We start from the raw sequence: 20,675 nt of genomic DNA, 5'->3' as shown, positions 1-20,675 counted from the left end.
CCATGCCCCGAGGAGAAATGCAGTGTCCCGAACCAAGGTCGTCCCGATCCCGGTCATGGGCCGGCACCACATCAACGCGTACCTGCTGCTGGGCCGCCGGCCCGTCCTCGTCGACGCGGGAATACCCGGCAGCGGCCACAGGATCCGGGAACAGATCGCCGCACACGGTGTGGACCCCACTGACGTGTCGCTGATCGTCCTCACGCACGGCCACATCGACCACTTCGGTGCGGCCGCCGAACTGCGCCGCCTGACCGGGGCCCCCGTGGCGGGACACATCGCCGACCTCGGCCCCTTCCGTACCGGCCGGGTCCGCGAGCCCTATCTGCCGACCGGGCCGATGGGCCGCCTCATGGCCAGGAACAAGAACCTGCACGTGCGGGTCGAACCGTTCGAACCGGACGTCCTCCTGACCGGCGAGACGGACCTGGAGGAGTTCGGGATCGCGGCGCGCGTCATGCCCACCCCCGGACACACCGCCGGGTCGGTCTCCGTCCTCACCGGACAAGGGGACCTCGTCGCCGGCGACCTGATCGCCAACTCCTTCTTCGGTCTCGTCCGGGGCCGGCCGGCCAACCCTCCCTTCCACGACGACCCGCTGCTCAACCTGGCCAGCCTGCGCAGGATGCTCGCCCTGAACCCCGCCAGGCTCCACGTCGGGCACGGCACTCCCCTGGAGCCGGACCGCGTCCGGCGCTGGGCCTCCCGGGAACACGAGCGGCTTTCCCGGCTGGACGCGGCCGGGCGGGTCCGCGTCCGTACGGAGGACGCCACGGCCTGACCCGCCTCACGGAATCACGGGTCGCCGGGGCGGCCGCGTTCCGCCTGGTCCGGCGGTTCGCTCACCGTGACCTGGGCCGGGCGCAGCAGGTGCCGGCCGACCCGGTAACCGCGGCGCAGCACGGTGGTGCAGGTGGGCCGGTCGACCTCGTCGGAGCGCTGGCAGGAGATCGCTTCGTGGCGGGCGGGGTCGAAGGGTTCTCCCGGGGCGCCGACCTCCTGGAGGCCGAGTGCGGCGAGCTGGGATTCCAGGGCGTCGGCGACCGCTCGCAGGCCGGGGCCGACGTCATCGTGCTCGCGGGCCTGGTCGATCGCGTCCAGGACGGGCAACAGCCCGCCCAGGACGTTCGCGACGGCGATTTCCCGTACCGCGAGGCGGTCGCGCTGGACCCGCTTGCGGTAGTTGTCGTACTCCGCCTTCAGGCGTTGCAGGTCGGCGGTGCGTTCGGCGAGCCGGCTCCGCAGGGCGGTGTCCCCGGCGGCAGGGGTGCCGCCGGGGGTTCCGTGTTCGTCGGGGCGGGTTTCCGTCCGCGTGGGCAGGCTCCCGGGCGGGCCGCTGTCCGCCGCCCTGAGCTGGAGGGTGACGGGGTCGATGCGGCGTTTGTCCGTGATCACGATGGGGGGAGGCTGCTTCCTCGGTCCGCCGGAAGCCTTCGGCGGGTTCATCGCACGCCTCCCTTCGAGCTCTCGTCGTCGACGATCTCCGCGTCGACGACTTCTTCCTCCGTGCCGGACGGTCCGTCGCCGGACGGTCCTGTGCCGGATGCCGGGCCGCCACCGCCCGCGGCCGCTCCCTGGGGCTCGTACAGGGCGGTTCCGATCTTCTGCGCGACGGCACCGGCGCGTTCCGTCGCCGCCCGGACGGCCGCCGTGTCCTGCCCCTTGAGCTTCTCCTTCAGGTCCCCGATCGCCGTCTCCGTCTCCGCCCTGACGTCGGCCGGGATCTTCGACTCGTTGTCGCGCAGCAGCTTCTCCGTCTGGTAGACGAGCTGCTCGGCGCGGTTGCGGGTCTCGGCCTCCTCCTTGCGGCGGCGGTCCTCCTCGGCGTGCTGCTCGGCCTCGCGGACCATGCGGTCGATGTCCTCGCGGGGCAGTGAGGAGCCGCCGGTGACGGTCATCTTCTGCTCCTTGCCCGTGCCGAGGTCCTTGGCCGTGACGTGCATGATGCCGTTGGCGTCGATGTCGAAGGAGACCTCGATCTGCGGGACGCCGCGCGGGGCCGGCGGCAGGCCCGTCAGCTCGAACATGCCGAGCTTCTTGTTGTACGCCGCGATCTCGCGCTCACCCTGGTAGACCTGGATCTGCACGGACGGCTGGTTGTCCTCGGCCGTCGTGAAGATCTCCGACCGCTTGGTCGGGATCGTGGTGTTGCGCTCGATGAGCTTGGTCATGATGCCGCCCTTGGTCTCGATGCCGAGGGACAGCGGGGTCACGTCGAGGAGCAGGACGTCCTTGACCTCACCCTTGAGCACACCGGCCTGGAGGGTGGCGCCGATGGCGACGACCTCGTCCGGGTTGACGCCCTTGTGCGGGTCCTTGCCCGTCAGCTCCCGGACCAGCTCCGTCACGGCCGGCATGCGCGTCGAGCCGCCGACCAGGATGACGTGGTCGATGTCCGAGACCTTGATCTTCGCGTCCTTGACCGCGTTGTGGAACGGCGCCTTGCATCGCTCCAGGAGCTCGGCGGTCAGCTGCTCGAACTGGGAGCGCGTGAGCTTCTCGTCCAGGTGCAGCGGGCCCTGGGCGGAGGCGGAGACGTAGGGCAGGTTGATCGTCGTCTCCGTCGCGGCGGACAGTTCGATCTTCGCCTTCTCGGCGGCCTCGCGCAGCCGCTGGAGGGCCATCTTGTCCTGGGACAGGTCGATGCCGTAGGCGTTCCGGAACTGCTTCACCAGGTGATCGACGATCTTCTGGTCCCAGTCGTCGCCGCCGAGGTGGGTGTCGCCGTTGGTGGACTTGACCTCCACCAGGCCCTCGCCGATCTCCAGGAGCGACACGTCGAATGTGCCGCCACCGAGGTCGAAGACGAGGATCGTCTGGTCGTTCTCCTTGTCGAGGCCGTACGCCAGCGCCGCGGACGTCGGCTCGTTGATGATCCGAAGCACCTTCAGGCCCGCGATCTCGCCGGCCTCCTTGGTCGCGGTGCGCTGGGCGTCGTTGAAGTACGCCGGAACGGTGATCACCGCGTCCGTGACCTCCTCGCCCAGGTACGCCTCGGCGTCGCGCTTCAGCTTCTGCAGGACGCGCGCCGAGATCTCCTGGGCCGTGTACCGCTTGCCGTCGATGTCACCGGCCTCCGGGAAGCGCCAGCCGGCCTCACCGATGTGGCGCTTCACGGACCGCGCGGTGCGGTCGACGTTCGTCACCGCCTGCCGCTTGGCGATCTCTCCGACCAGGACCTCTCCGCCCTTGCCGAAGGCCACCACGGAAGGGGTGGTCCTGTTTCCTTCGGTGTTGGTGATGACCGTGGGCTCGCCGCCCTCGAGGACCGCCACGACGGAGTTGGTCGTGCCCAGGTCGATCCCGACCGCGCGTGCCATCATCGGCTCCTTTCAGATCGCTTCGGCTGCTCACGCCTTTCGGTCGTTGACGCCTTTCGGTCGTTCACGCATGTACATGTCGGCTGTTCGCCTTTGCCGGCTGTTCACGGCGCCGGGCGGCCGGGGAGAGGGCGGCCTTCGGCGAAGGCCGCCGCTTCCGCGTTCCCGCCGTGCGCCCGTCAGACGTCGATCTCCTTGCGCGAGCCCTCTCCGGCCGCCCTGATCTCGATCTTCCGGGGCTTCGCCCGCTCCGCGACCGGAATGCTCAGCCGGAGCACGCCGCCCTCGTAGGAGGCCTCGATGCGTTCGGTGTCCAGGGTCTCGCCGAGGAACAGCTGGCGGCTGAAGGTGCCGGAGGGGCGCTCGGCGATCAGCACGTCGCTGTCGCCGCCGGAGACGGTGGTCCGTCGCTCCGCCCTGACGTTGAGCACGTTCTGGTCGACGTCCACGTCGATGGACGCGGGGTCGACGCCGGGCAGGTCCAGCTCGACGACGACGGAGTCACCCTCGCGGAAGGCGTCCATGCGCATGCCCTCCGGCCGGGCGGCGGTCCCCAGGAAGCGCTCGGTCAGCCGGTCCAGGTCACGGAAGGGATCGGTTCGCATGAGCATCGTCGTTCACTCCTCTCCCGCTTGTCACAGATGCACATGGCAACACCACCTATATAGCGCGCGGCAATAAACTTGACAAGAGCCGACTCAAGGAAGGGGGCGGGCCGCCGAAACGCCCGCGTGGACCCCCCGCACACCGCCGCCGCGGATCTCAAACAAAGATCACTCGATGGTGCATTCGGGCCGCCCGGGGAAGGCTCGGTGGCCAGACTCGAACCGTGCGGCGGGGAGTACCGCTGCGCGCGCTCCGCGCCGGGCCGGCGCGAAGCCGGGGTGCCGGGGCGGGGCTCGCCGTGCGGGAGACATGCTGTGACACACCACGACGGCCGCGAGCCGCGGCTGACCGAGGACGCCGTGGCCCTGGTGGCCGGCCTCGCCGATCTGGCGGTCAGCGGTCTGAGCAGCGCGGTGGACGGCCTGAGCGGCCTGCTGCGCCGCGCCGACCTCGGGGAGCTGCTGGCCGACGGCCAGGAGGAGACCAAGGCGCGCGGCCGCCTCTTCCTCGACCGGCACGCCGCCGCGCCGGCCCACCTGGAGATCCTGGCCCGCACCGTCACCGCCCGCGTCCGGGCGGAGAGCGGCGATGAGTGAAGCGGAAGCACACACCTTCCTGAAGGAGCGCGTCGACCGGGTCCTCGACGGCTTCGTCTCCGCGGAAGCGCAGGCGCTGGCGGACATCGACGCCTCCCTGGCACCGGTCGCGGAGCGACTGCACGCCACGACCGCGCACGGCAAACGCCTGCGGGCGGCGTTCTGCTACTGGGGATGGCGCGGGGCCGGCCAGCCGGACAGCGAGGCACTGGTGCGCGCCGCCGCCGCGATCGAGCTGGTCCACGCGGCCGCCGTCGTCCATGACGACCTGATCGACCACAGCCGCACCCGGCACGGCCTGCCCACCGGGCACATCGCCCTCCGCGGGGTCCTCACCGGCCATCCGCGGCCCAAGGCCGGCGCCCGGGCCCTGGCGATGCTGGTGGGGGATCTGCTGGTGTCGATGGCCGGGGACCTGTTCACGACCTCGGGGCTGCCCGGCGCCTTCCTGAGCAGGGCCCGGCCCCTGTGGGCGGTCCTGGCCCGCGAACTGGTGGCCGGTGAATGCCTGGAAGTGCTGCGCACCGGCTGCCCGCCGGACCCCGACGCGTCGGTCAAGGTGATCCGCTACAAGACGGCCAAGTACACCGTCGAGCACCCCTTGCAGATCGGCGGCCTGCTCGCCGGCGCCCCGCCCCGGCTGATCCGGGCGTACAGCGACTACGGCCTGCCGCTGGGCGAGGCGTTCCAGCTGCGCGACGACCTCCTGGGGCTGTTCGGCGACCCGGAACGGACCGGCAAGGAGCCCGCGGACGACCTGGCGGGGAACCGGCCCACCGCTCTGATGGCCCACGCGCTCACCTCCGCCACCGAGGCGGAACGCGGCGAGCTGCGCCACCTGCTCGGGCGGACGGAGCTCGGCCAGCGGCAGGTGGAGCGGGTGCGGGAGATCGCGCACCGCACCGGGGCCGTCGCCCGCGTCGAAGACATGATCACCGCCCGGTTGCGCGAAGCGCACGACGCCCTGACCGACGCCGACGTGACCACCGAAGCCCGCACGGCACTGGCGGACCTGGCGACGCTCTCGGCCACCCGCATCCACTGACCGCCACCCCACCGGAACACCGGGAGCAGCACCATGACCTACACCCAGGCGTCCATGGACGCCCTGCGCACCACGGGGGACGAACTCGCCGACGCGACCGTGGCGGCCCTGTTCGAACGCGGCGAAGTGGGCACGTTCAACACGCTCATGCGCTACTTCTCCGCCGTCGGGCAGGACCTCCCCGAGGGCCTGCCGGAGGTCGCCCGCGCGTACCTGCACGAGACCGGCGCTCCCCCGGCCTGGGTGGACTGGGGCGAGATGGAGAAGGCACGGCTGTTCTTCATCGACAACAACGTGCACATCTCCACCGCGCTGTCCTTCGCCTCGATGCCCGCCTGCTACGTGCTGCCGCACGTGGCCAGGCTGCTGTCGGCCACCCACTCGCTGAAGTACCCGTCCAAGCGGATGGCCGAGACGGGCCAGTTCACCGTCTACCTCATGCAGCCCGACGCGTTCGAAGCGGGCAGCCGCTTCATCCCCGCCGCCCAGAAGGTACGGCTGCTGCACGCCTCCATCCGCCACCACCTCAGGCGCGAGGACCGCTGGGACACCGCCGCCCTGGGGACGCCGATCTGCCAGGAGGACATGATCGGCGGGCAGATGATGTTCTCCATCCAGGTCCTGGACGCCCTGCACCGCCTCGGCATCCACATGAGCACCGAGGGCGCCGAGTCCTACTACTACGCCTGGAGGGTGGTCGGCGCCATGCTCGGCGTCGACCAGGACCAGGCACCGGAGGACCTGCGGGCCGCCCGCGCGTTCTCCGACCTCTACATGACCCGCCACATGGGCCCCAGCGAGGAAGGCGCCCTGCTCACGCGCCAGCTCATCGACCTCTACGAGGAGGTCGTGCCCGGCACCTTCTTCGACCCGCTCGTCTCCGCCCTGATCCGCTACCTGATCGGCGACACCTGCGCCGACTGGCTGCACGTCCCCCGCACCACCTGGGACACCGTGGTCAAGACCGCCCCCACCCTGCTGGGGGTGCTGGAGACCATCGAGGACCGTTCCCCCCTGGCGGGCTGGGCCCTCGACCGGCTCGGACACCTGACCAGCGTCCTCGAACTGTCCGCCCTCACGCGCGGCCGCGTGATGCACTACGCCATCCCCGAACAGCTCAAGAACGACTTCGGGGTCAGCGGCACCATCCCGCCCAAGAGCCGCTGGACCCCGCCGCCGGCGAGCGTCCCCCCGGCGGGCCGGGAGCCGTCCGGCCACCCGGGCCGCTCCGGGGTGAGGTGAGCGGGGGGCGGCGGCACGGCGCGGGATCAGCGGGTGGAAGCGCCCCTGCCGCCCTCCCCCTCCGTATACTCCCGGTGTTCCGACGGCGTCGGTCCGTACGTGACCGCCGCAGGCGCCGGCGAGCAGGCCGCCGGTGTCCGGCAAGCCCGGCGGGTGGGCCGGCCTCGCGCGGGACACGGCCGGGGGGAGAGGACCATGCAGCCGTGAGCGCGGGCACCGTGAAGTCGGCGGCGTCGTCCGGGGGTGGTGCCGACGCGTGGCGGGTCGAGGTCGATGCGGCGCCGGGCCGCCTGGTCGTGGCCGGGGTGATCGGCACGGCCCGGGAGCACGCGCACGCCGCCGTGCAAGTACTGGCGTGCCGGTCCGGCAGAGTGCTGCTGAGCGACGGGCGGGACGAACTGCCCGTACGAGCCGCCGTCATCCCCGCCGGGCACACGCATCGCGTGCGTCCGGCACCGGGGCCGGCGCCGATGGGGGTGATGGTCTACCTCGACGCGGACACCACCGCCGGACGCGCCCTGCACTCCACCGCGGCCCGTGGCGGGGTGGCCTGCTGGTCCGCCGCGGCGTCGGTGTTCACCGAGGCGGACCCGTCGCCCTCCGCCGTGTCGGTGGCGGGTGTGCTGCGGGCGCTGGACCGGCTCGGCGCCACCGCCCCCGGCCGGCCCCGGCACCCGGCCCTCGCGGCGGCGCTGGCGGCGCTGCCGGGCGCGGTGGCGGACGGACCGGTGCGGGTGGGCGAGGTCGCCGCCCGGGCCGGGGTGTCCGCGAGCCGGCTGGGGCACCTGTTCGCCGAGCAGTTGGGCTGGTCGTTCCCGGCGGCGGTGCGGTGGGCGCGGCTGCACGCCGCGATCGTCTCGGTGCGTGGCGGGGCGAACGCCACGGAGGCCGCGCACGCCGCCGGGTTCTCGGACAGTGCCCACCTGACCCGCGTGTGCAAGGCCATGTTCGGCATCACCCCCTCCCAGGCCCTGGCCGCCGCCCACTGGACGCCAGCGGCCGACGGCCCTGATACGCGGCGGGACCGGTAGCGGATCCGTTCAAGCCCGCCGGACACCGCGGCCGCGAGGCTGCCGGTATGCCTGCAACGACCGCCGCGGCGCCCGCTGTCGCCCTCGCTCGATTCCTGGTCCGGTACGCGTACGTGCCCTTCATGCTGCTCGGCGTCAACGGCGCCGCCATCTGGCTGGTGAGCGCCGGAGCCCCGAAGCCGTGGCTGCTGGTGGTATTGGCGTTCGCGGTGGGCTGCTCGTTCGCCGCCGAACGCGTGCTCCCGTACCTGCCCGCGTGGAACACCCCGCGCGGGGACGGCCGCCGCGACACCGTCCACGCGTTCGTCAACGAGGTGTTCACCCTTGCCGGACTCGCCGTCGTGCCCGCGGCCGCCGCGCTCGCGCCGGGCCCGGAAGTGTGGCCGGACAGCTGGCCGCTGTGGTGCCAGGTGCTGCTCGCCGTCGCCGTCGCCGACCTCGGCATCACCCTCGTGCACCGCGCCAGCCACCACGTCGGCTGGCTGTGGCGGCTGCACGCCGTCCACCACAGCGTCACGCGCTTCTACGGCTTCAACGGTCTGATGAAGCACCCCCTCCACCAGAGCCTCGAAACCCTCGGGGGCGTCACCCCGCTGCTGCTGCTCGGCATGCCCCTCGACGTCGCCTCCGTCCTGGCCTGCGCCGTCGCCGTCCAGCTCGTGCTCCAGCACTCCAACGCCGATTACCGCACCGGCCCGCTCACCACGGTCCTCGCCCTCAACCAGGGCCACCGGTTCCACCACCTGAAATGGGCCGGCATCGGAGACGTCAACTTCGGCCTGTTCACCCTCGTCTGGGACCACGCCATGCGCACCCACTCCTACGACCCGGACCGGCGGTTCACCTCCGAAGACCTGGGCATGGCCGCCAAACCCGACTACCCGGTCTCCTACCTCGCCCAACTGGCCGAACCGTTCCGGCCCGGTCGTTGATCACGGCATGTGGCCACCGCCATCCCCCACGCACCCCGTGACCGGCCGGCCCGCATCCGGGCCCGGTCGTGACGGGATCGACGAAGACAGGAGGACCATGACCACCACCGACCCCACCCAGGCCAGGGAGCGGTCCGCACCACCGCCCGGTGCCGATCCCGCGGCGGCAGAGAGCACGGCGGCGCTGCTGCGCCCCTATTACCCGGGTTTCGCCGCCGTGGTGACGCTGCAGGTCATCGGCGCCCTCGCGGGTCTGATGCCGCTGCTGGCGGTCGTCGAGCTGGGGCGCACGCTGCTGGCGCCCGGCCCGGCCGATGCCGGCCATGTACGGATCATCGTGATCGAGGGCGCCGCGGGCCTGTTCCTCCGGCTCCTGTTCACGGCCGCTTCCTCCGGGCTCGGACATGTCCTGGACGGCCGGGTGCAGCTGACGCTCCGCCGGCGACTGGCCGCGCGGCTCGGGCGGGTACCGATCGGCTGGTTCTCCCGGCGCCGCACCGGTGAGCTGGCGAAGGTGGTGGGCGACGACGTCAGCGCGGTGCACCCGTTCATCGCTCACACCCCCGGCGAGCTGGTTTCCGCCTTCGTGGTTCCTCTGGCGTCGCTGGTCTACCTGTTCACCGTCGACTGGCGGCTCACACTGATCACGCTGATACCGGTCGTGCTGGCAGTGGCGCTGGTCCCCCTGATGATGACCCCGGCCCGGCTGCGCGAGCAGGAGGAGTTCGACGCGGCCATGGGACGGATCTCGAGTTCCGTCGTCGAGTTCGTCCAGGGCATCGCGGTGGTCAAGGCGTTCGGCGCGTCGGGGCGCGCCCACCGTAGGTTCCTCACGGCCGTGGACGAATTCGTCGGCAGCTTCTTCGGGATGGTGCGCGGGCTCGCCGGCATCGCCGCGGGGATGCAGGTGGCGCTGTCGCCGCCGTTCGTGCTGTCGGTCGTCCTGACCGGCGGTACGGCTCTGATCACCACCGGTGCCATGGCCCCGGCCGACCTGCTGCCCTTCCTGCTCCTCGGACTGGGCCTGACCGCTCCGGTGGCGGCCCTCGGCCACGGGTTCGACGACATGCAGGCCGCCCGCCGCGCCGTCGGCCGGATCCGGGAAGTGCTCGCGGTGCGGCCGCTGCCGGAGCCCGCGCACCCGGCGGCACGGCGGGGTCACCGGGTGGAACTGCGCGGCGTCCGATTCGGCTACGAAGCCGATCACGAGGTTCTGCGCGGGGTCGACCTGGTGCTCGAACCGGGTACTACCACCGCGATCGTGGGGCCGTCGGGAAGCGGGAAGTCCACCCTGGTCCAGCTGTTGCCGCGGTTCTTCGACCCGACCCACGGTTCGGTGACCCTGGGCGGCGTGGACCTGCGGGAGCTCGGCAGCCGGGAGCTCTACCGGACGGTCTCCTTCGTCTTCCAGGACGTCCGCCTGCTGCGTGCGTCGGTCGCGGACAACATCGCGCTGGCGGTACCGCACGCCGGCCTCGACGACGTGGTCCGCGCCGCCCGGTTGGCGAACATCCACGATCGCATCCTGGAACTGCCCCGCGGGTACCGGTCGGTGATCGGTGAGGACGCCGGTCTGTCGGGCGGCGAGGCGCAGCGGATAGCACTCGCCCGCGCACTGCTCGCCGACGCGCCCGTCCTCGTGCTCGACGAGGCGACCGCCTTCGCGGACCCGCAGACCGAACAGGCGGTGCGCCGCGCACTGGCCACGCTGGAGGGTGACCGGACCGTCCTGGTCATCGCCCACCGCCTGGAGACGATCGCCGACGCCGACACCGTCGTGATGCTGGACGGAGGATTGATCGTCGAACAGGGCAGACCGGCCGAACTGCTGGCACGGCCCGGCAAGTTCGCCGCGTTCTGGCAATCCCGGCGTACGACGGAAGCCGACCCGGCCACGCCCCTGGCTGACGTACCGCAAGGAGACGAGCTCCGATGATCCGCATGCTGCTGCGCGTGCTGGGCCGCGAATACGCCCGGCCGGTGCGTCGCACCGTGGCCCTGATGACCACGACCGCGGTGGTCGAGGGTCTGTCCTACACCCTGCTGGTTCCCGTGCTGCGGGCCCTCTTCGGCAGCACGCCCGAAGACGCCTGGCCCTGGCTGACCGCGTTCGGGGCCGCGGTCGCGGGCTACGCGGTACTGCGGTACGCCGGCGACCGGTCCGGTTTCCACGCCGGGACCACGCTGTTGCGCGGCACGTACCACCGTCTCGGTGATCATCTGGCCCGGCTGCCCCTCGGCTGGTACGACGCGGGCCGCCTCGGACAGCTGTCCGTGCTGGCCGGCCGCGGCGTCCTCCAGGCGATGAGCGTGATCGCGCACCTGCTGGCCCCGTTCATCTCCGCCTGCGTGACCCCCCTGACGATCGTCGTCGTGATGCTGGCCTTCAACTGGCAGATCGGTCTGGCCGCGGCGGTAGCCGTACCGATCGTGGCGGCGATCCACGTCCGGACCGGCCGCTCCACGGCCGCCGCCGACGCCGAGCGGCACGAACGCGACCACGAGGCGACCGGGCGGGTCATCGAATACCTCCAGGCCCAGCCGGTGCTGCGCGCCGGAGGCCGGACCGTCGAGGGCTTCAGGCTGCTCGACGACTCGCTGCGGGAAGTCGAGCGCGCGTCCCGGCGCTCCACGCTGTCGGCGCTTCCCGGCGTGGTGGGTTCGACGCTCGCGGTGCAGATGACGTTCACCGGCGTGCTGGCCCTGGGCGCCTATCTCGCGCTCGGCGGGGACATCGGTGCGGCGGAGGTCCTGTCGATCCTGGTATTGGCCGCCCGCTGCGCGGACCCGCTGCTGTCCCTGTCGGACATCGGCGGCCAGATCCGCGGCGCGCGCTACGAACTGGCGCGACTCGACGCGGTGTTGCGTACCGAGCCGCTGCCGGAAGCTGCCGAACCGGTCCAGCCGGTACGGCACGACGTGGAGTTCGAGTCCGTCTCCTTCCGCCGCGGCGAGCGCACGGTGATCGACGGCCTGTCGTTGGCCTTGCCGCAGGGACAACGGCTGGCCGTGGTCGGGCCCTCGGGTTCCGGCAAGAGCACGTTCCTGCAGTTGCTCGCGAGGTTCTACGACGTGGACGCGGGCGCCGTGCGCGTGGGCGGTGTGGACGTACGTGCCGTCGACCCGCGGGTGTTGATGGAGCAGTTCGCCATCGTCTTCCAGGACGTCTACCTCTTCGACGGCACGATCGAGGAGAACGTGCGTCTGGGCCGCCCCGACGCCGACGAGGCCGAGGTACGGGCGGCGGCGACGGCGGCCCGGCTGGACGAGGTGATCGAGCGCCTGCCCGGTGGATGGTCCGCGCGTGTCGGCGAGGGCGGGGCGCTGCTCTCGGGTGGGGAACGCCAGCGCGTGTCGATCGCGCGGGCACTGCTGAAGGACGCGCCCGTGGTGCTGTTGGACGAGGTGACCTCGGCACTGGACCCGGTGAACGAGGCGGCCGTCCACGAGGGCATCGAACGCCTGATGGCCGGCCGCACGGTGGTGATGGTCGCGCACCGGATGCGCACCGTCCGACGCGTCGATCGCGTCGTCTTCCTGGACGGCGGCCGGATCGTGGAGGAAGGCAGCCACGACGAACTGCTGCGCCTCGGCGGCCGCTACGCCGCTTTCTGGAACGTCTCCCTGACCCCGGGCGGCGCGTGACGAGCCGGGCCACGGCGGTCGGACCCGGACCGGAACACGCAGATGCCGCACCGCACCGCACACCTGTTACTCGCTCGGCGATGGCGCGGTTGGAGAGCCCCCGCGCGGCAAGGACGGCGACGATCCCGGTGTCGAGCTGCGCGGTCCGGGCGGCGTTCACCAGGTCGAAGCGCGCGGCCGCGGTGTCACCCGGCCGATGGAGGGCGAGCAGGCCGCGTACCAGCAGGGCCTCGGCGGTGAGGTCGCGGATGTCGGCGTGGAGGAGGACGGCGCGCTCGACGCGCGCTGCGAGGTCTTCCCAGTGGCCGGTGGTCCAGGCGAGGAGCGGGTTGGCGGTGTCGGCGAGCCCTTCGAGATAGGGGATGCCGTTGCGTTCGAGGATCGCGTCGGCCCGGGTGAGGCAGTCGCGGGCGGCGTCGGGATGGCCGAGCGCGGTGGTGGCCGTGGGTGAGGTTGACGCGGGCGCGGGCGCGGGCGAGCTGGACTTCCTCGGCCGGGGAGGAAGGGGTCCGGGGCAGGGCCGCTCCGCGCTTTTGGAATCCGGGTAGGCGCCGACAAGGTGCTCGCGGGGACGATCGCCTTGCGGTTCGCAGGGGAGGGCTTGGCTCCGGGCCAGGTGAATGTCGCCTACGGCCGCTATCCGTCATGGAGGGGGCGTGAACTGGCTACCCGGGCGGTCCTCCTGGCGTCCCAGTACGCGGCCAGTGTGGGCGGGAGGAGGCGGTGATCCAGGTGGAGCCGGAGAATCCCGCATCCGCCGCAGTCGCGCGGCGGGCCGGACTCACCCCCGGAAACCAGCCGCACAGCAAGGACGGCACACGGTTCCACTGGTACATCCGGGACCTGCGCGTCGCTCTCCAGTGATCACGGGAAGCTGTGAGATCCGGCCAGTGTCGCTCTTCCTACCCCAGGTGCTCGGGGTTTCGAGACGGGCGTCGGAGGCCGCTCGCCTTGGCGGCTCCTAACAGAGGGGGCCCACCAATGTGGTTGGGCTCAAGGGGATGCGAGGCTCGCGCGTGCTGCGGCCATGAAGGCGATCTTGTACTCCTCGAGGTGCTCGTTGACCTCGACGTCGCCGATCTCTCGCCACACCGCTTGGTTGAGTGCCCGACCGAATGTGTGCACAGGGGCGTGCAGGTCCGCGTCGCTGAGCAGCACGAGGTGCCGTTCAGCGATCCAAAGCCTGGTCATGACATCCGAAGCGGTACTGTTCCAGTCTTCGTCATCGTCCCAAGCCTCGGGACGGCTGTAGGCCGCCCGTTCGGCATCCTGGGCGCAGGCGATGAAGTCCTTGATCGCCTGCATCTGCTCTGCCCGGCGCGCCTCGCTGGTGGCCGCTGCCTGGCGGCGTTCCTCCAGCCGCTCGGCGGAGCGCTGAGTGGCGCGCTGGGACAGCGCCGTCAGGCCGCCGCCGAGGGCGACGCCTGCGAGTGAAAAGATCGATGCCCACACTTCCATCGCCACGCGGCGCCCCCTACGACAAGTCCTTGTGCATCAGCGTGCACATGGTCTCGTACCGGAGCAGTGAGCCGTCCGGCGCCTGTACGTCCCAGGCGTCAGGTCGACGACCGTGGGCCAGGTAGCCCAGTCGCTCGTACAGGGCCCTGGCCCGTGGATTGCTCTCCTCCACCGCGAGCTCGGCCCTGTGCAGGCCGCGTGACCTGATGCGATCCTCCGCGGCCCGGATGAGCATGGTGCCCAGACCACACGACTGCAGGGCCGGGAGTACCGCGAGCTGCCAGAGTGTGCCTACGCTGGCCGTGACCTGGTAGTCGATACCTCCGATCGCCACCGGCACTTCGGCCGGAGTGCACAGCGCCAGATAGTCCACATCCCCCGCTGCCGCGCGCACCAACTCCCGTTCCACCTGCATCAGATGGACGGTCGTGCCGGACCACGCACAAGCCGGCAGGTCAGTGGGCGTCAGGTCACGGACGAGGACTGGCACGACAACCTCGGCCACCCCGGTACGAGGAAGACTCATGCGCCTATCCGATCACCCCAAGGAGCCTACAGACCAGAGGATTTCGCGTGCAGGCCGCTGCCACGTGGTGAAGTTGGTGCTGTCGGCGCCGGTGTGGGCGAGGGAGCCTTCGGGCTTGGCGTCGGGTGTGGTGGGGGTCGAGGTGGCGGTGCCGATGTCCGGGCTGCTGGAGGATGATGCGGTAGCGGTGGGCTTGGCCGTGGCCGTGTAAGTCAGGGCCGCGGTGGTCTCGGCGCCAGGCTTGGCCGTGATCTCCACCGGGGTGGTGTCCAGCCGGTAGCCGTCCGGGGCCTTGGTCTCGGTGGCGGTGTAGGCCCTGCCGGTCTTCTTGCCCACGGGGAGCGGGGCCTTGGCGGTGCCGTCCGGGCCGGTGGTGAGGGTGAAGGCGCCCTTGTCGTCCTTGGCTTGCTTCGGGGCGATGGTGACGATGGCTCCGGCCAGGCCCTTGCCGGTGGCCTAGTCGGTGACCTCGAGGGTGAGGCCTGCGGACTTGTACGGGTCGGTGATCGCCAGGACCTTGCGCTCGCCGGGGGCGACGACGACATCCTGGTCGGGGACGGTGCCCGGCAGCGGGCTGCCGGAGGCCGTCTCCTTGAGGCGTACGACGCCGGGGGCCAGGTCGGAGAAGGTCAGGGTGCCGTCGCCGCCGGTCTTGCCCTCGGCAAGCGTCTTACCTGCGGGGTCGAGCAGCTGGAAGGCAGCTCCGGCGGCGGGCCGGCCTTCGGGGTCCGTCTTGACGATGCGCAGTCCGGCCTTGTCGGCCGGGGCGGGGCCGCCCTGGTCCTTGGTGGCTTCGGCGGACGGTGAGGGTGCTGCCGTGGCGGTAGTGGCCGGGCTGGTCAGGGCGGCGACGGTCAGAGCGAGCGCGGTGAAGAGGAGGGGGCGGTGCTTCCTGAAAGGGTGCTCCGGACGGGATCGCGCGGTGTTCGCGGCGATGCGCACGGTGTCCCCGCCTGCGCCCGAGGTCCACCGCACCAGCCCGGTGTGGCCGAACCAGCTCCTCCACGCCGCCCAGCCCCAGGCCCGAGCCCTGACGGCCTCCTACCCGCACACCCTCATCAGCGTCTGCCCCACCGACGCCCACGCCCCTGCTTACGCGCAGATGGTCCGTTCCGGGCACGCCCGCCGGGTTCTGCGCCGGCATGCCGGTCTCCTCGCCCAGTCCGCCCGCACCCCGGGGCCCGGGTTCTGAGATGTGACAGTAGCGGGCGCCCCGCGGTCAGTGCTGGGGTCAGCATCACTCTTCGCCCTCCTACGCCGCCCGAATCGTTCCGACAGCGACGGATGGCTACGGGCAGCCCCGTCGCTCTACTCGCCGGTAAACGCTGGTGCATCCCCACGCCGACCAACCCCAGACCGTCGCGACTGTTGCGCTTCCCATGGCGCGAAGCACCCACACATGACCGCACGTCGCAGCAGACGGATCCGGTTCCACCTGGTAATAACGGGTAAAAGTATGAAAAGGCCAAATATCTTCGCTCATCGGGAGGAGGGCGCAAGTGATGGACCCTTGGCTCGTCTGGCTGATCACCGCGCTGGTCCTCGGCGCGGCAGAGATCATCACTCTCACCGCCGCACTCGGGTTGCTGGGTGGCGCGGCACTGGTCACCGCCGCATTCGCAGCCGTGGGTCTGCCCCTCCCCTGGCAGTTCCTGGTGTTCGCGGTCGTGGCGACGGTCGGGCTGGTCTTCGTACGCCCTGTCGCCCTCGGTCGCCTGTCCTCACGGACGGAAGAGCGCTTCGGCGTGGATGCCCTACTCGGCGGGGCCGCCTATGTCACGTCGGAGGTGTCGAAGGTGGCCGGGAGAGTCCGTATCGGCGGCGAGGAATGGACGGCGCGCGCCTACGACGAGACGCTGGTGATCCCTCCCGGCACGACCGTCGACGTCATCGAGATCAAGGGCACCACCGCGCTCGTCTACCCCCGGGAGTGAACCATGGAAGTTTCCGCCTTTCTCCTCGTGGGCTTGCTGGTCGCGGTGCTGGCGGTGTTCACCGTGATGCGGGCGGTACGCATCGTCCCCCAGGCCCGGGCGAGGAACGTCGAACGGCTCGGCCGCTACCACCGCACCCTGAAGCCAGGACTCAACGTCGTCATCCCCTACATCGACCGCGTCTATCCCGTGATCGATCTCCGCGAGCAGGTCGTCTCCTTCAAACCGCAGCCGGTCATCACAGAGGACAACCTGGTCGTCGAGATCGACACCGTCCTGTACTTCCAGGTCACCGACCCGCGCGCGGCCGCCTACGAGATCGCCAACTTCCTGCAGGCGGTGGAACAGCTGACCGTGACCACCCTGCGCAACGTCGTCGGGTCCATGGACCTGGAGAAGACCCTGACCTCACGGGACACCATCAACAACCAGCTTCGCGGCGTCCTCGACGAGGCCACCGGCAAGTGGGGACTGCGGGTCAACCGGGTTGAGATCAAGGCCATCGACCCGCCGCAGTCGATCAAGGACGCCATGGAGAAGCAGATGCGGGCCGAGCGGGACAAGCGGGCCGCCATCCTCGGAGCGGAAGGGCAACGCCAGTCGCAGATCCTCACCGCGGAAGGGGACAAGCAGTCCGCCGTCCTCCGCGCGGAAGGCAACCGGACGGCAGAGATCCTTAAGGCGGAGGGCCAGTCACGGGCCATCGACGAGGTGTTCCAGGCGGTCCACCGCAACGACCCCGATCCGAAGCTGCTCGCCTACCAGTACCTCCAGATGCTCCCCGAGATCGCGCAAGGCCCAGGAAACACCTTCTGGGTGATACCGGGCGAGTTCACATCCGCCCTCCAGAACGTCGCCCGCGCCTTCTCCGAAACCCTCCCCCCGTCCGCGGCCACCCGCGAAGCCTCCTCGGACGACTTGGCTGTCCAGGCCGCGAACGACGCGGCGAGAGCGGCGGAGGCCGCCGCGGAGGCACTCGCCGACGCGGCAGAGGCCGACGCCACCGCCGCAGCCCCTCTCAGCCACGCCACCGCAGAGCCCGGCGATCGCCCGCCGGCCGCAGAGCCTCCCGGTCCACCGTCCTAGGTCTGGATGTGCGGTTGGGGGCGACTGCAACTGCCACGCATACGGCTGGGCCATGCTCCGCACGTGGGCGGTATGCGGCCACCGACTCCGCATTGTCGAAACAGGTCCCGCGCCTGGAGGAAGCGGGCTGGGTGACAGTCGAGAAGGGACAGGTCAGCCGCCCGGCGCGGACCTGGCTGCCCCTGACCGAGGCCGGAACCGCCGCATACCGGCGTCACATCGCCGCGCTCACGGCAATCGCGGGCTCCGCACTGATACACGCAGAACGAATGGAACGTCACTGGCATGGACCCTGCACTCGTGCTTCGGCCACGCCATGACAGGGCGCGACATGCGGAATCCCCCATGCCAGTCATCCGCACCTTCCGGTCGGCGTTAAAGAGGCGTAAAGACTGCCGGTGACCGGCAATGTGGGACGGGCCGCCGCCAGGACAGGATGGGCCGAGGCCGGAGGGGCCGACGCACCTGTGCCGGGTGACGGAAGGGAGGGGGACGCGTGGACGAGTTCATCGATACCGCTCTCGGCTTTCCCACTGTGCTGTTCAGCGCGGCCCTGGTCGTCGTCCTCGGCTTCTGGCTGCTCGTGCTGTGTGGGGCCGCGGACCATCAGGACATCGGCTCTGATCTCGACAACGGTGCTCTGGGGCTCGGCGGTGTTCCCGTCACCGTGTCAGCCTCGCTGCTGATCGCCGTGGCCTGGTTCGCGAGTCTGTCCGGGTCGGTGCTTCTTGCCCGTACGGGTTGGCCGGGAGCCGTGGTCCATTTCCTCGGCGCCGTGCTGCTGTGCGCCGCACCGGTCTTGTCGTGGCGCGTGACGCGCGTGCTCGTACGGCCCCTGGCCAAACTCTTCCCCGACGAACCCGGGCCGTCCCGGCTGGACTTCGTGGGCCTGACCTGTGTCATCCGCACGGGGTGGGTGGACGCGGTCTTCGGCCAGGCCGAGGTCGCGGCCGAGGACGGCTCCACGGCGCTCGTCCAGGTCCGCCAGCACGGTAGTGATCCGCTCACGCTCGGCAGTACCGCGTTGCTCTACGCGTACGACGACGCAGGCGAGTTCTTCTGGGTCGGGCCCTTCAGCGCTCTCGATGGGCTGCTCGACCCACGCGGCTGATCCGCCGCTCCTTTCCGCCTCCGGGCTTCTCGGCCTCGACTTCTCACGTGGGGATTCCTCATGGATGCCATCTCATTGGGCCTCGGCACGCTCGTCATCGTCGTTCTCGTCCTGGTGGTCGCCGCACTGCTCGTGGTGACCCGGTTGTTCCGCAAGGTCGAGCAGGGCAAGGCCCTGATCGTCTCCAAGATGCGGAAGGTCGATGTGACCTTCACCGGGCAGGTCGTTCTGCCCGTGCTGCACAAGGCCGAGGTCATGGACATCTCGGTGAAGACCATCGAGATCTCCCGGACCGGCCGCGACGGTCTGATCTGTAAGGACAACATCCGCGCCGACATCCGCATCTCGTTCTTCGTCCGCGTCAACAAGACCGTCGAGGACGTCATCAAGGTCGCCCAGGCCATCGGCACCCAGCGGGCCTCGGACAAGGAGACGCTGCAGGAACTGTTCAACGCCAAGTTCTCCGAGGCGCTCAAGACGGTCGGCAAGCAGCTCGACTTCATCGACCTCTACACGATGCGCGATGAACTGCGCGACCGGATCATCCACATCATCGGCACCGATCTGAACGGCTACAGCCTGGAGGACGCGGCGATCGACTACTTGGAGCAGACCCCGCTCTCCCAGCTGGACGCCGGCAACATCCTCGACGCCCAGGGCATCCGCAAGATCACCGAGCTGACGGCCGTCGAGAGCGTGCGCACCAACGAGTTCCGCCAGCACGAGCAGAAGGAGCTCACCCGGCAGAACGTCGACGCCCGCGAGGCCATCCTGGAGCTGGAGCGCCGTCAGGCCGACGCGGAGATCAAGCAGCGCCGCGAGATCGAGACGGTACGGGCCCGGGAGGAGGCGGAGACCGCGCGTGTGGTGGAGGAGGAGCGGCTGCGGGCGCAGAGTGCCTTCCTGAAGACGGAGGAGCAGCTCGGCGTCCAGCGCGAGAACCAGGCCCGTGAGGTGGCCGTCGCGCAGAAGAACCGCGAGCGGGTCATCGCCATCGAGAACGAGCGGATCGAGAAGGACCGTCTGCTGGAGGTCATCGCGCGGGAGCGTGAGACCGCGCTGACCCGGATCGCCGCCGACAAGGAGGTGGAGACCGAGAAGCGGGACATCGCCGAAGTCGTACGCGAGCGGATCGCGGTGGACCGTACGGTCGCCGAGCAGGAGGAGTCCATCAAGCGGCTGCGGACGGTGGAGGAGGCGGAGCGGACGCGGCAGGCGATCGTCATCGGCGCCGAGGCCGAGGCCCAGGAAAAGCTGGTCAAGGACATCAAGGCCGCGGAGGCCGCCGAGCAGGCGGCCGTGCACCGGGCGGCGGAGGAGCTCACCCTCGCCGAGGCCCGCAACAAGACCGCCGACCTCGACGCCCGGGCCAAGATCCGCCTCGCCGAAGGCATCCAGGCGGAGGCCGCGGCCGAGGGTCTGGCCGCGGTGGCCGTGCGGGAGAAGGAGGCGGACGCCATCGAGAAGGCGGGCCGGGCCGAGGCCGGGGCCATGACGGCGCGGCTCAAGGCAGAGGCGGACGGCGCCCGGGAGATGGCGATGGCCGAGGCGGTGGCCATCGGCGAGAAGCTGAAGGCGGAGGCCGAGGGCCTGACCGAGAAGGCGGCGGCGATGGCCGCCCTCGACGAGGCCTCGCGCGGTCACGAGGAGTACCGGCTGCGTCTGGAGGCCGAGAAGGAGATCCGGCTGGCCGGCCTCGAGATGCGGCGGCGGGTCGCTGAGGCCCAGGCCGCCGTCCTGGCGACGGGGCTGGAGAGCGCCGACATCAGCATCATCGGCGGCGAGTCGGCGTTCTTCGACCGGATCGTGGGGGCGATGTCGATGGGCCGCGCGGTGGACGGCTTCATGGACAACTCGCAGACCGCCCGGAACCTGGCCGGGTCTTGGCTGGACGGCTCCGGCTCCTTCACCGACGACCTGACGAAGGTGCTGGGCTCGGTTTCGAGCGCCGACGTGCAGAACCTGACCGTCTCGGCCCTGCTCATGAAGCTGATGCCGACCGGATCCGGGGAGCTGGACGCACTGATGGCCAAGGCACGGCAGCTGGGACTGGCCGACCTGCCGGTGAGTGGACTCGCCGGGCAGAAGGGCGCCTGCCTGAACGGCGCCGCCGAGAGCTGACCGCCACGGGGGTGCGGTCAAG

23 protein-coding genes are annotated in these 20,675 nt (G+C 70.8%); 16 read left to right on the top strand and 7 right to left on the bottom strand.

Going from position 1 to position 20,675, the window contains the following annotated elements:
• Positions 1-22 precede the first annotated feature (22 nt).
• Positions 23-781 carry an MBL fold metallo-hydrolase gene (locus tag ACFY7H_RS00865; RefSeq protein ID WP_388931139.1) on the top strand — a complete coding sequence of 253 codons (759 nt, stop codon included), beginning with the start codon at positions 23-25 and terminating at the stop codon, positions 779-781.
• 14 nt (positions 782-795) lie between these two features.
• Here ACFY7H_RS00865 and grpE read toward each other — a convergent pair whose 3' ends face one another.
• From grpE to ACFY7H_RS00850, 3 genes are all read right to left on the bottom strand, one after another.
• Positions 796-1,395 carry a nucleotide exchange factor GrpE gene (gene grpE / locus ACFY7H_RS00860; RefSeq protein WP_388931137.1) on the bottom strand — a complete coding sequence of 200 codons (600 nt, stop codon included), beginning with the start codon at positions 1,393-1,395 and terminating at the stop codon, positions 796-798.
• A 47-nt stretch (positions 1,396-1,442) separates the two neighbouring features.
• On the bottom strand, positions 1,443-3,320 hold the full coding sequence (dnaK, locus tag ACFY7H_RS00855) for a molecular chaperone DnaK (protein ID WP_388931134.1): 1,878 nt from the start codon (positions 3,318-3,320) through the stop codon (positions 1,443-1,445).
• 179 nt (positions 3,321-3,499) lie between these two features.
• A complete protein-coding gene (locus tag ACFY7H_RS00850) occupies positions 3,500-3,931 on the bottom strand; it encodes an Hsp20/alpha crystallin family protein (RefSeq protein ID WP_388931132.1) in 432 nt (143 codons plus the stop codon).
• 309 nt (positions 3,932-4,240) lie between these two features.
• Between ACFY7H_RS00850 and ACFY7H_RS00845 the strand changes: the two genes are divergently transcribed.
• The 9 genes from ACFY7H_RS00845 (at position 4,241) to ACFY7H_RS00805 (ending at position 13,281) form a co-directional block, all read left to right on the top strand.
• Entirely contained in the window at positions 4,241-4,522 is a 282-nt protein-coding gene (locus tag ACFY7H_RS00845; RefSeq protein ID WP_388931130.1) for a polyprenyl synthetase, read from the top strand.
• The gene (locus tag ACFY7H_RS00840) at positions 4,515-5,567 is read left to right on the top strand and encodes a polyprenyl synthetase family protein (RefSeq protein WP_388931127.1); all 1,053 of its coding nucleotides are present in this window, start codon (positions 4,515-4,517) and stop codon (positions 5,565-5,567) included. The genes ACFY7H_RS00845 and ACFY7H_RS00840 overlap by 8 nt, the downstream gene beginning before the upstream one ends.
• Positions 5,568-5,600: 33 nt before the next feature.
• The gene (locus ACFY7H_RS00835; protein WP_388931124.1) at positions 5,601-6,809 is read left to right on the top strand and encodes an oxygenase MpaB family protein; all 1,209 of its coding nucleotides are present in this window, start codon (positions 5,601-5,603) and stop codon (positions 6,807-6,809) included.
• A gap of 203 nt (positions 6,810-7,012) precedes the next feature.
• Positions 7,013-7,840 (top strand): helix-turn-helix domain-containing protein, encoded by an 828-nt coding sequence (locus ACFY7H_RS00830; RefSeq protein WP_388931121.1) that lies wholly within the window; start codon positions 7,013-7,015, stop codon positions 7,838-7,840.
• 47 nt (positions 7,841-7,887) lie between these two features.
• Positions 7,888-8,772, top strand: coding sequence for a sterol desaturase family protein (locus tag ACFY7H_RS00825; protein WP_388931118.1), 885 nt, complete (start codon positions 7,888-7,890; stop codon positions 8,770-8,772).
• 97 nt (positions 8,773-8,869) lie between these two features.
• Positions 8,870-10,708, top strand: coding sequence for an ABC transporter ATP-binding protein (locus ACFY7H_RS00820; RefSeq protein ID WP_388931115.1), 1,839 nt, complete (start codon positions 8,870-8,872; stop codon positions 10,706-10,708).
• Positions 10,705-12,417 carry an ABC transporter ATP-binding protein gene (locus ACFY7H_RS00815; protein ID WP_388931112.1) on the top strand — a complete coding sequence of 571 codons (1,713 nt, stop codon included), beginning with the start codon at positions 10,705-10,707 and terminating at the stop codon, positions 12,415-12,417. Before ACFY7H_RS00820 ends, ACFY7H_RS00815 begins: the two co-directional genes overlap by 4 nt.
• 196 nt (positions 12,418-12,613) lie before the next feature.
• Entirely contained in the window at positions 12,614-12,868 is a 255-nt protein-coding gene (locus tag ACFY7H_RS00810) for a hypothetical protein (protein ID WP_388931110.1), read from the top strand.
• 272 nt (positions 12,869-13,140) lie between these two features.
• Positions 13,141-13,281 carry a hypothetical protein gene (locus ACFY7H_RS00805; RefSeq protein WP_388931108.1) on the top strand — a complete coding sequence of 47 codons (141 nt, stop codon included), beginning with the start codon at positions 13,141-13,143 and terminating at the stop codon, positions 13,279-13,281.
• 129 nt (positions 13,282-13,410) lie between these two features.
• Here the strand turns inward: ACFY7H_RS00805 and ACFY7H_RS00800 are convergent, their stop codons facing one another.
• The 4 genes from ACFY7H_RS00800 to ACFY7H_RS00785 are packed head-to-tail and all read right to left on the bottom strand — an operon-like array spanning position 13,411 to position 15,343.
• Positions 13,411-13,881, bottom strand: a complete 471-nt coding sequence (locus ACFY7H_RS00800) for a hypothetical protein (RefSeq protein ID WP_388931106.1) — start codon at positions 13,879-13,881, stop codon at positions 13,411-13,413.
• 10 nt (positions 13,882-13,891) lie between these two features.
• Positions 13,892-14,401 (bottom strand): GNAT family N-acetyltransferase, encoded by a 510-nt coding sequence (locus ACFY7H_RS00795; protein ID WP_388931103.1) that lies wholly within the window; start codon positions 14,399-14,401, stop codon positions 13,892-13,894.
• A gap of 12 nt (positions 14,402-14,413) precedes the next feature.
• A complete protein-coding gene (locus tag ACFY7H_RS00790) occupies positions 14,414-14,842 on the bottom strand; it encodes a prealbumin-like fold domain-containing protein (RefSeq protein WP_388932221.1) in 429 nt (142 codons plus the stop codon).
• Positions 14,843-14,857: 15 nt separating this feature from the next.
• Positions 14,858-15,343, bottom strand: a complete 486-nt coding sequence (locus tag ACFY7H_RS00785; protein ID WP_388931100.1) for a collagen binding domain-containing protein — start codon at positions 15,341-15,343, stop codon at positions 14,858-14,860.
• A 1-nt stretch (position 15,344) separates the two neighbouring features.
• Between ACFY7H_RS00785 and ACFY7H_RS00780 the strand changes: the two genes are divergently transcribed.
• The 6 genes from ACFY7H_RS00780 to ACFY7H_RS00755 all read left to right on the top strand — a co-directional run bounded on the left by ACFY7H_RS00780 (position 15,345) and on the right by ACFY7H_RS00755 (position 20,653).
• Positions 15,345-15,593, top strand: a complete 249-nt coding sequence (locus ACFY7H_RS00780) for a hypothetical protein (protein WP_388931098.1) — start codon at positions 15,345-15,347, stop codon at positions 15,591-15,593.
• A 310-nt stretch (positions 15,594-15,903) separates the two neighbouring features.
• On the top strand, positions 15,904-16,335 hold the full coding sequence (locus ACFY7H_RS00775) for an NfeD family protein (RefSeq protein WP_388931095.1): 432 nt from the start codon (positions 15,904-15,906) through the stop codon (positions 16,333-16,335).
• Positions 16,336-16,338: 3 nt separating this feature from the next.
• Positions 16,339-17,421 (top strand): SPFH domain-containing protein, encoded by a 1,083-nt coding sequence (locus ACFY7H_RS00770; RefSeq protein WP_388931092.1) that lies wholly within the window; start codon positions 16,339-16,341, stop codon positions 17,419-17,421.
• 8 nt (positions 17,422-17,429) lie between these two features.
• Positions 17,430-17,741 carry a transcriptional regulator gene (locus ACFY7H_RS00765; RefSeq protein WP_388931089.1) on the top strand — a complete coding sequence of 104 codons (312 nt, stop codon included), beginning with the start codon at positions 17,430-17,432 and terminating at the stop codon, positions 17,739-17,741.
• Between the two features lie 176 nt (positions 17,742-17,917).
• A complete protein-coding gene (locus tag ACFY7H_RS00760; protein ID WP_388931087.1) occupies positions 17,918-18,532 on the top strand; it encodes a hypothetical protein in 615 nt (204 codons plus the stop codon).
• 60 nt (positions 18,533-18,592) lie between these two features.
• Positions 18,593-20,653: a flotillin family protein gene (locus ACFY7H_RS00755; RefSeq protein ID WP_388931084.1), complete on the top strand. Its 2,061-nt coding sequence runs from the start codon at positions 18,593-18,595 to the stop codon at positions 20,651-20,653.
• Positions 20,654-20,675: the final 22 nt, after the last annotated feature.

The sequence above is a fragment of the Streptomyces sp. NPDC012794 genome, from assembly GCF_042901085.1.
In the GTDB taxonomy this organism is placed as follows: Bacteria; Actinomycetota; Actinomycetes; order Streptomycetales; family Streptomycetaceae; genus Streptomyces.
The sequence above is the reverse complement of the archived record's forward strand: the minus strand, read 5'-3'. Positions and strand labels throughout refer to the sequence as shown.

What these genes read in the sequence shown, in the direction of transcription:
- dnaK (WP_388931134.1), bottom strand. Translation starts at nt 3,320, where the DNA reads ATGGCACGCGCGGTCGGGATCGACCTGGGCACGACCAACTCCGTCGTG.
- ACFY7H_RS00850 (WP_388931132.1), bottom strand. Translation starts at nt 3,931, where the DNA reads ATGCTCATGCGAACCGATCCCTTCCGTGACCTGGACCGGCTGACCGAG.
- ACFY7H_RS00840 (WP_388931127.1), top strand. Translation starts at nt 4,515, where the DNA reads ATGAGTGAAGCGGAAGCACACACCTTCCTGAAGGAGCGCGTCGACCGG.
- ACFY7H_RS00835 (WP_388931124.1), top strand. Translation starts at nt 5,601, where the DNA reads ATGACCTACACCCAGGCGTCCATGGACGCCCTGCGCACCACGGGGGAC.
- ACFY7H_RS00825 (WP_388931118.1), top strand. Translation starts at nt 7,888, where the DNA reads ATGCCTGCAACGACCGCCGCGGCGCCCGCTGTCGCCCTCGCTCGATTC.
- ACFY7H_RS00820 (WP_388931115.1), top strand. Translation starts at nt 8,870, where the DNA reads ATGACCACCACCGACCCCACCCAGGCCAGGGAGCGGTCCGCACCACCG.
- ACFY7H_RS00815 (WP_388931112.1), top strand. Translation starts at nt 10,705, where the DNA reads ATGATCCGCATGCTGCTGCGCGTGCTGGGCCGCGAATACGCCCGGCCG.
- ACFY7H_RS00810 (WP_388931110.1), top strand. Translation starts at nt 12,614, where the DNA reads ATGGAGGGCGAGCAGGCCGCGTACCAGCAGGGCCTCGGCGGTGAGGTC.
- ACFY7H_RS00795 (WP_388931103.1), bottom strand. Translation starts at nt 14,401, where the DNA reads ATGAGTCTTCCTCGTACCGGGGTGGCCGAGGTTGTCGTGCCAGTCCTC.
- ACFY7H_RS00775 (WP_388931095.1), top strand. Translation starts at nt 15,904, where the DNA reads ATGGACCCTTGGCTCGTCTGGCTGATCACCGCGCTGGTCCTCGGCGCG.
- ACFY7H_RS00770 (WP_388931092.1), top strand. Translation starts at nt 16,339, where the DNA reads ATGGAAGTTTCCGCCTTTCTCCTCGTGGGCTTGCTGGTCGCGGTGCTG.
- ACFY7H_RS00755 (WP_388931084.1), top strand. Translation starts at nt 18,593, where the DNA reads ATGGATGCCATCTCATTGGGCCTCGGCACGCTCGTCATCGTCGTTCTC.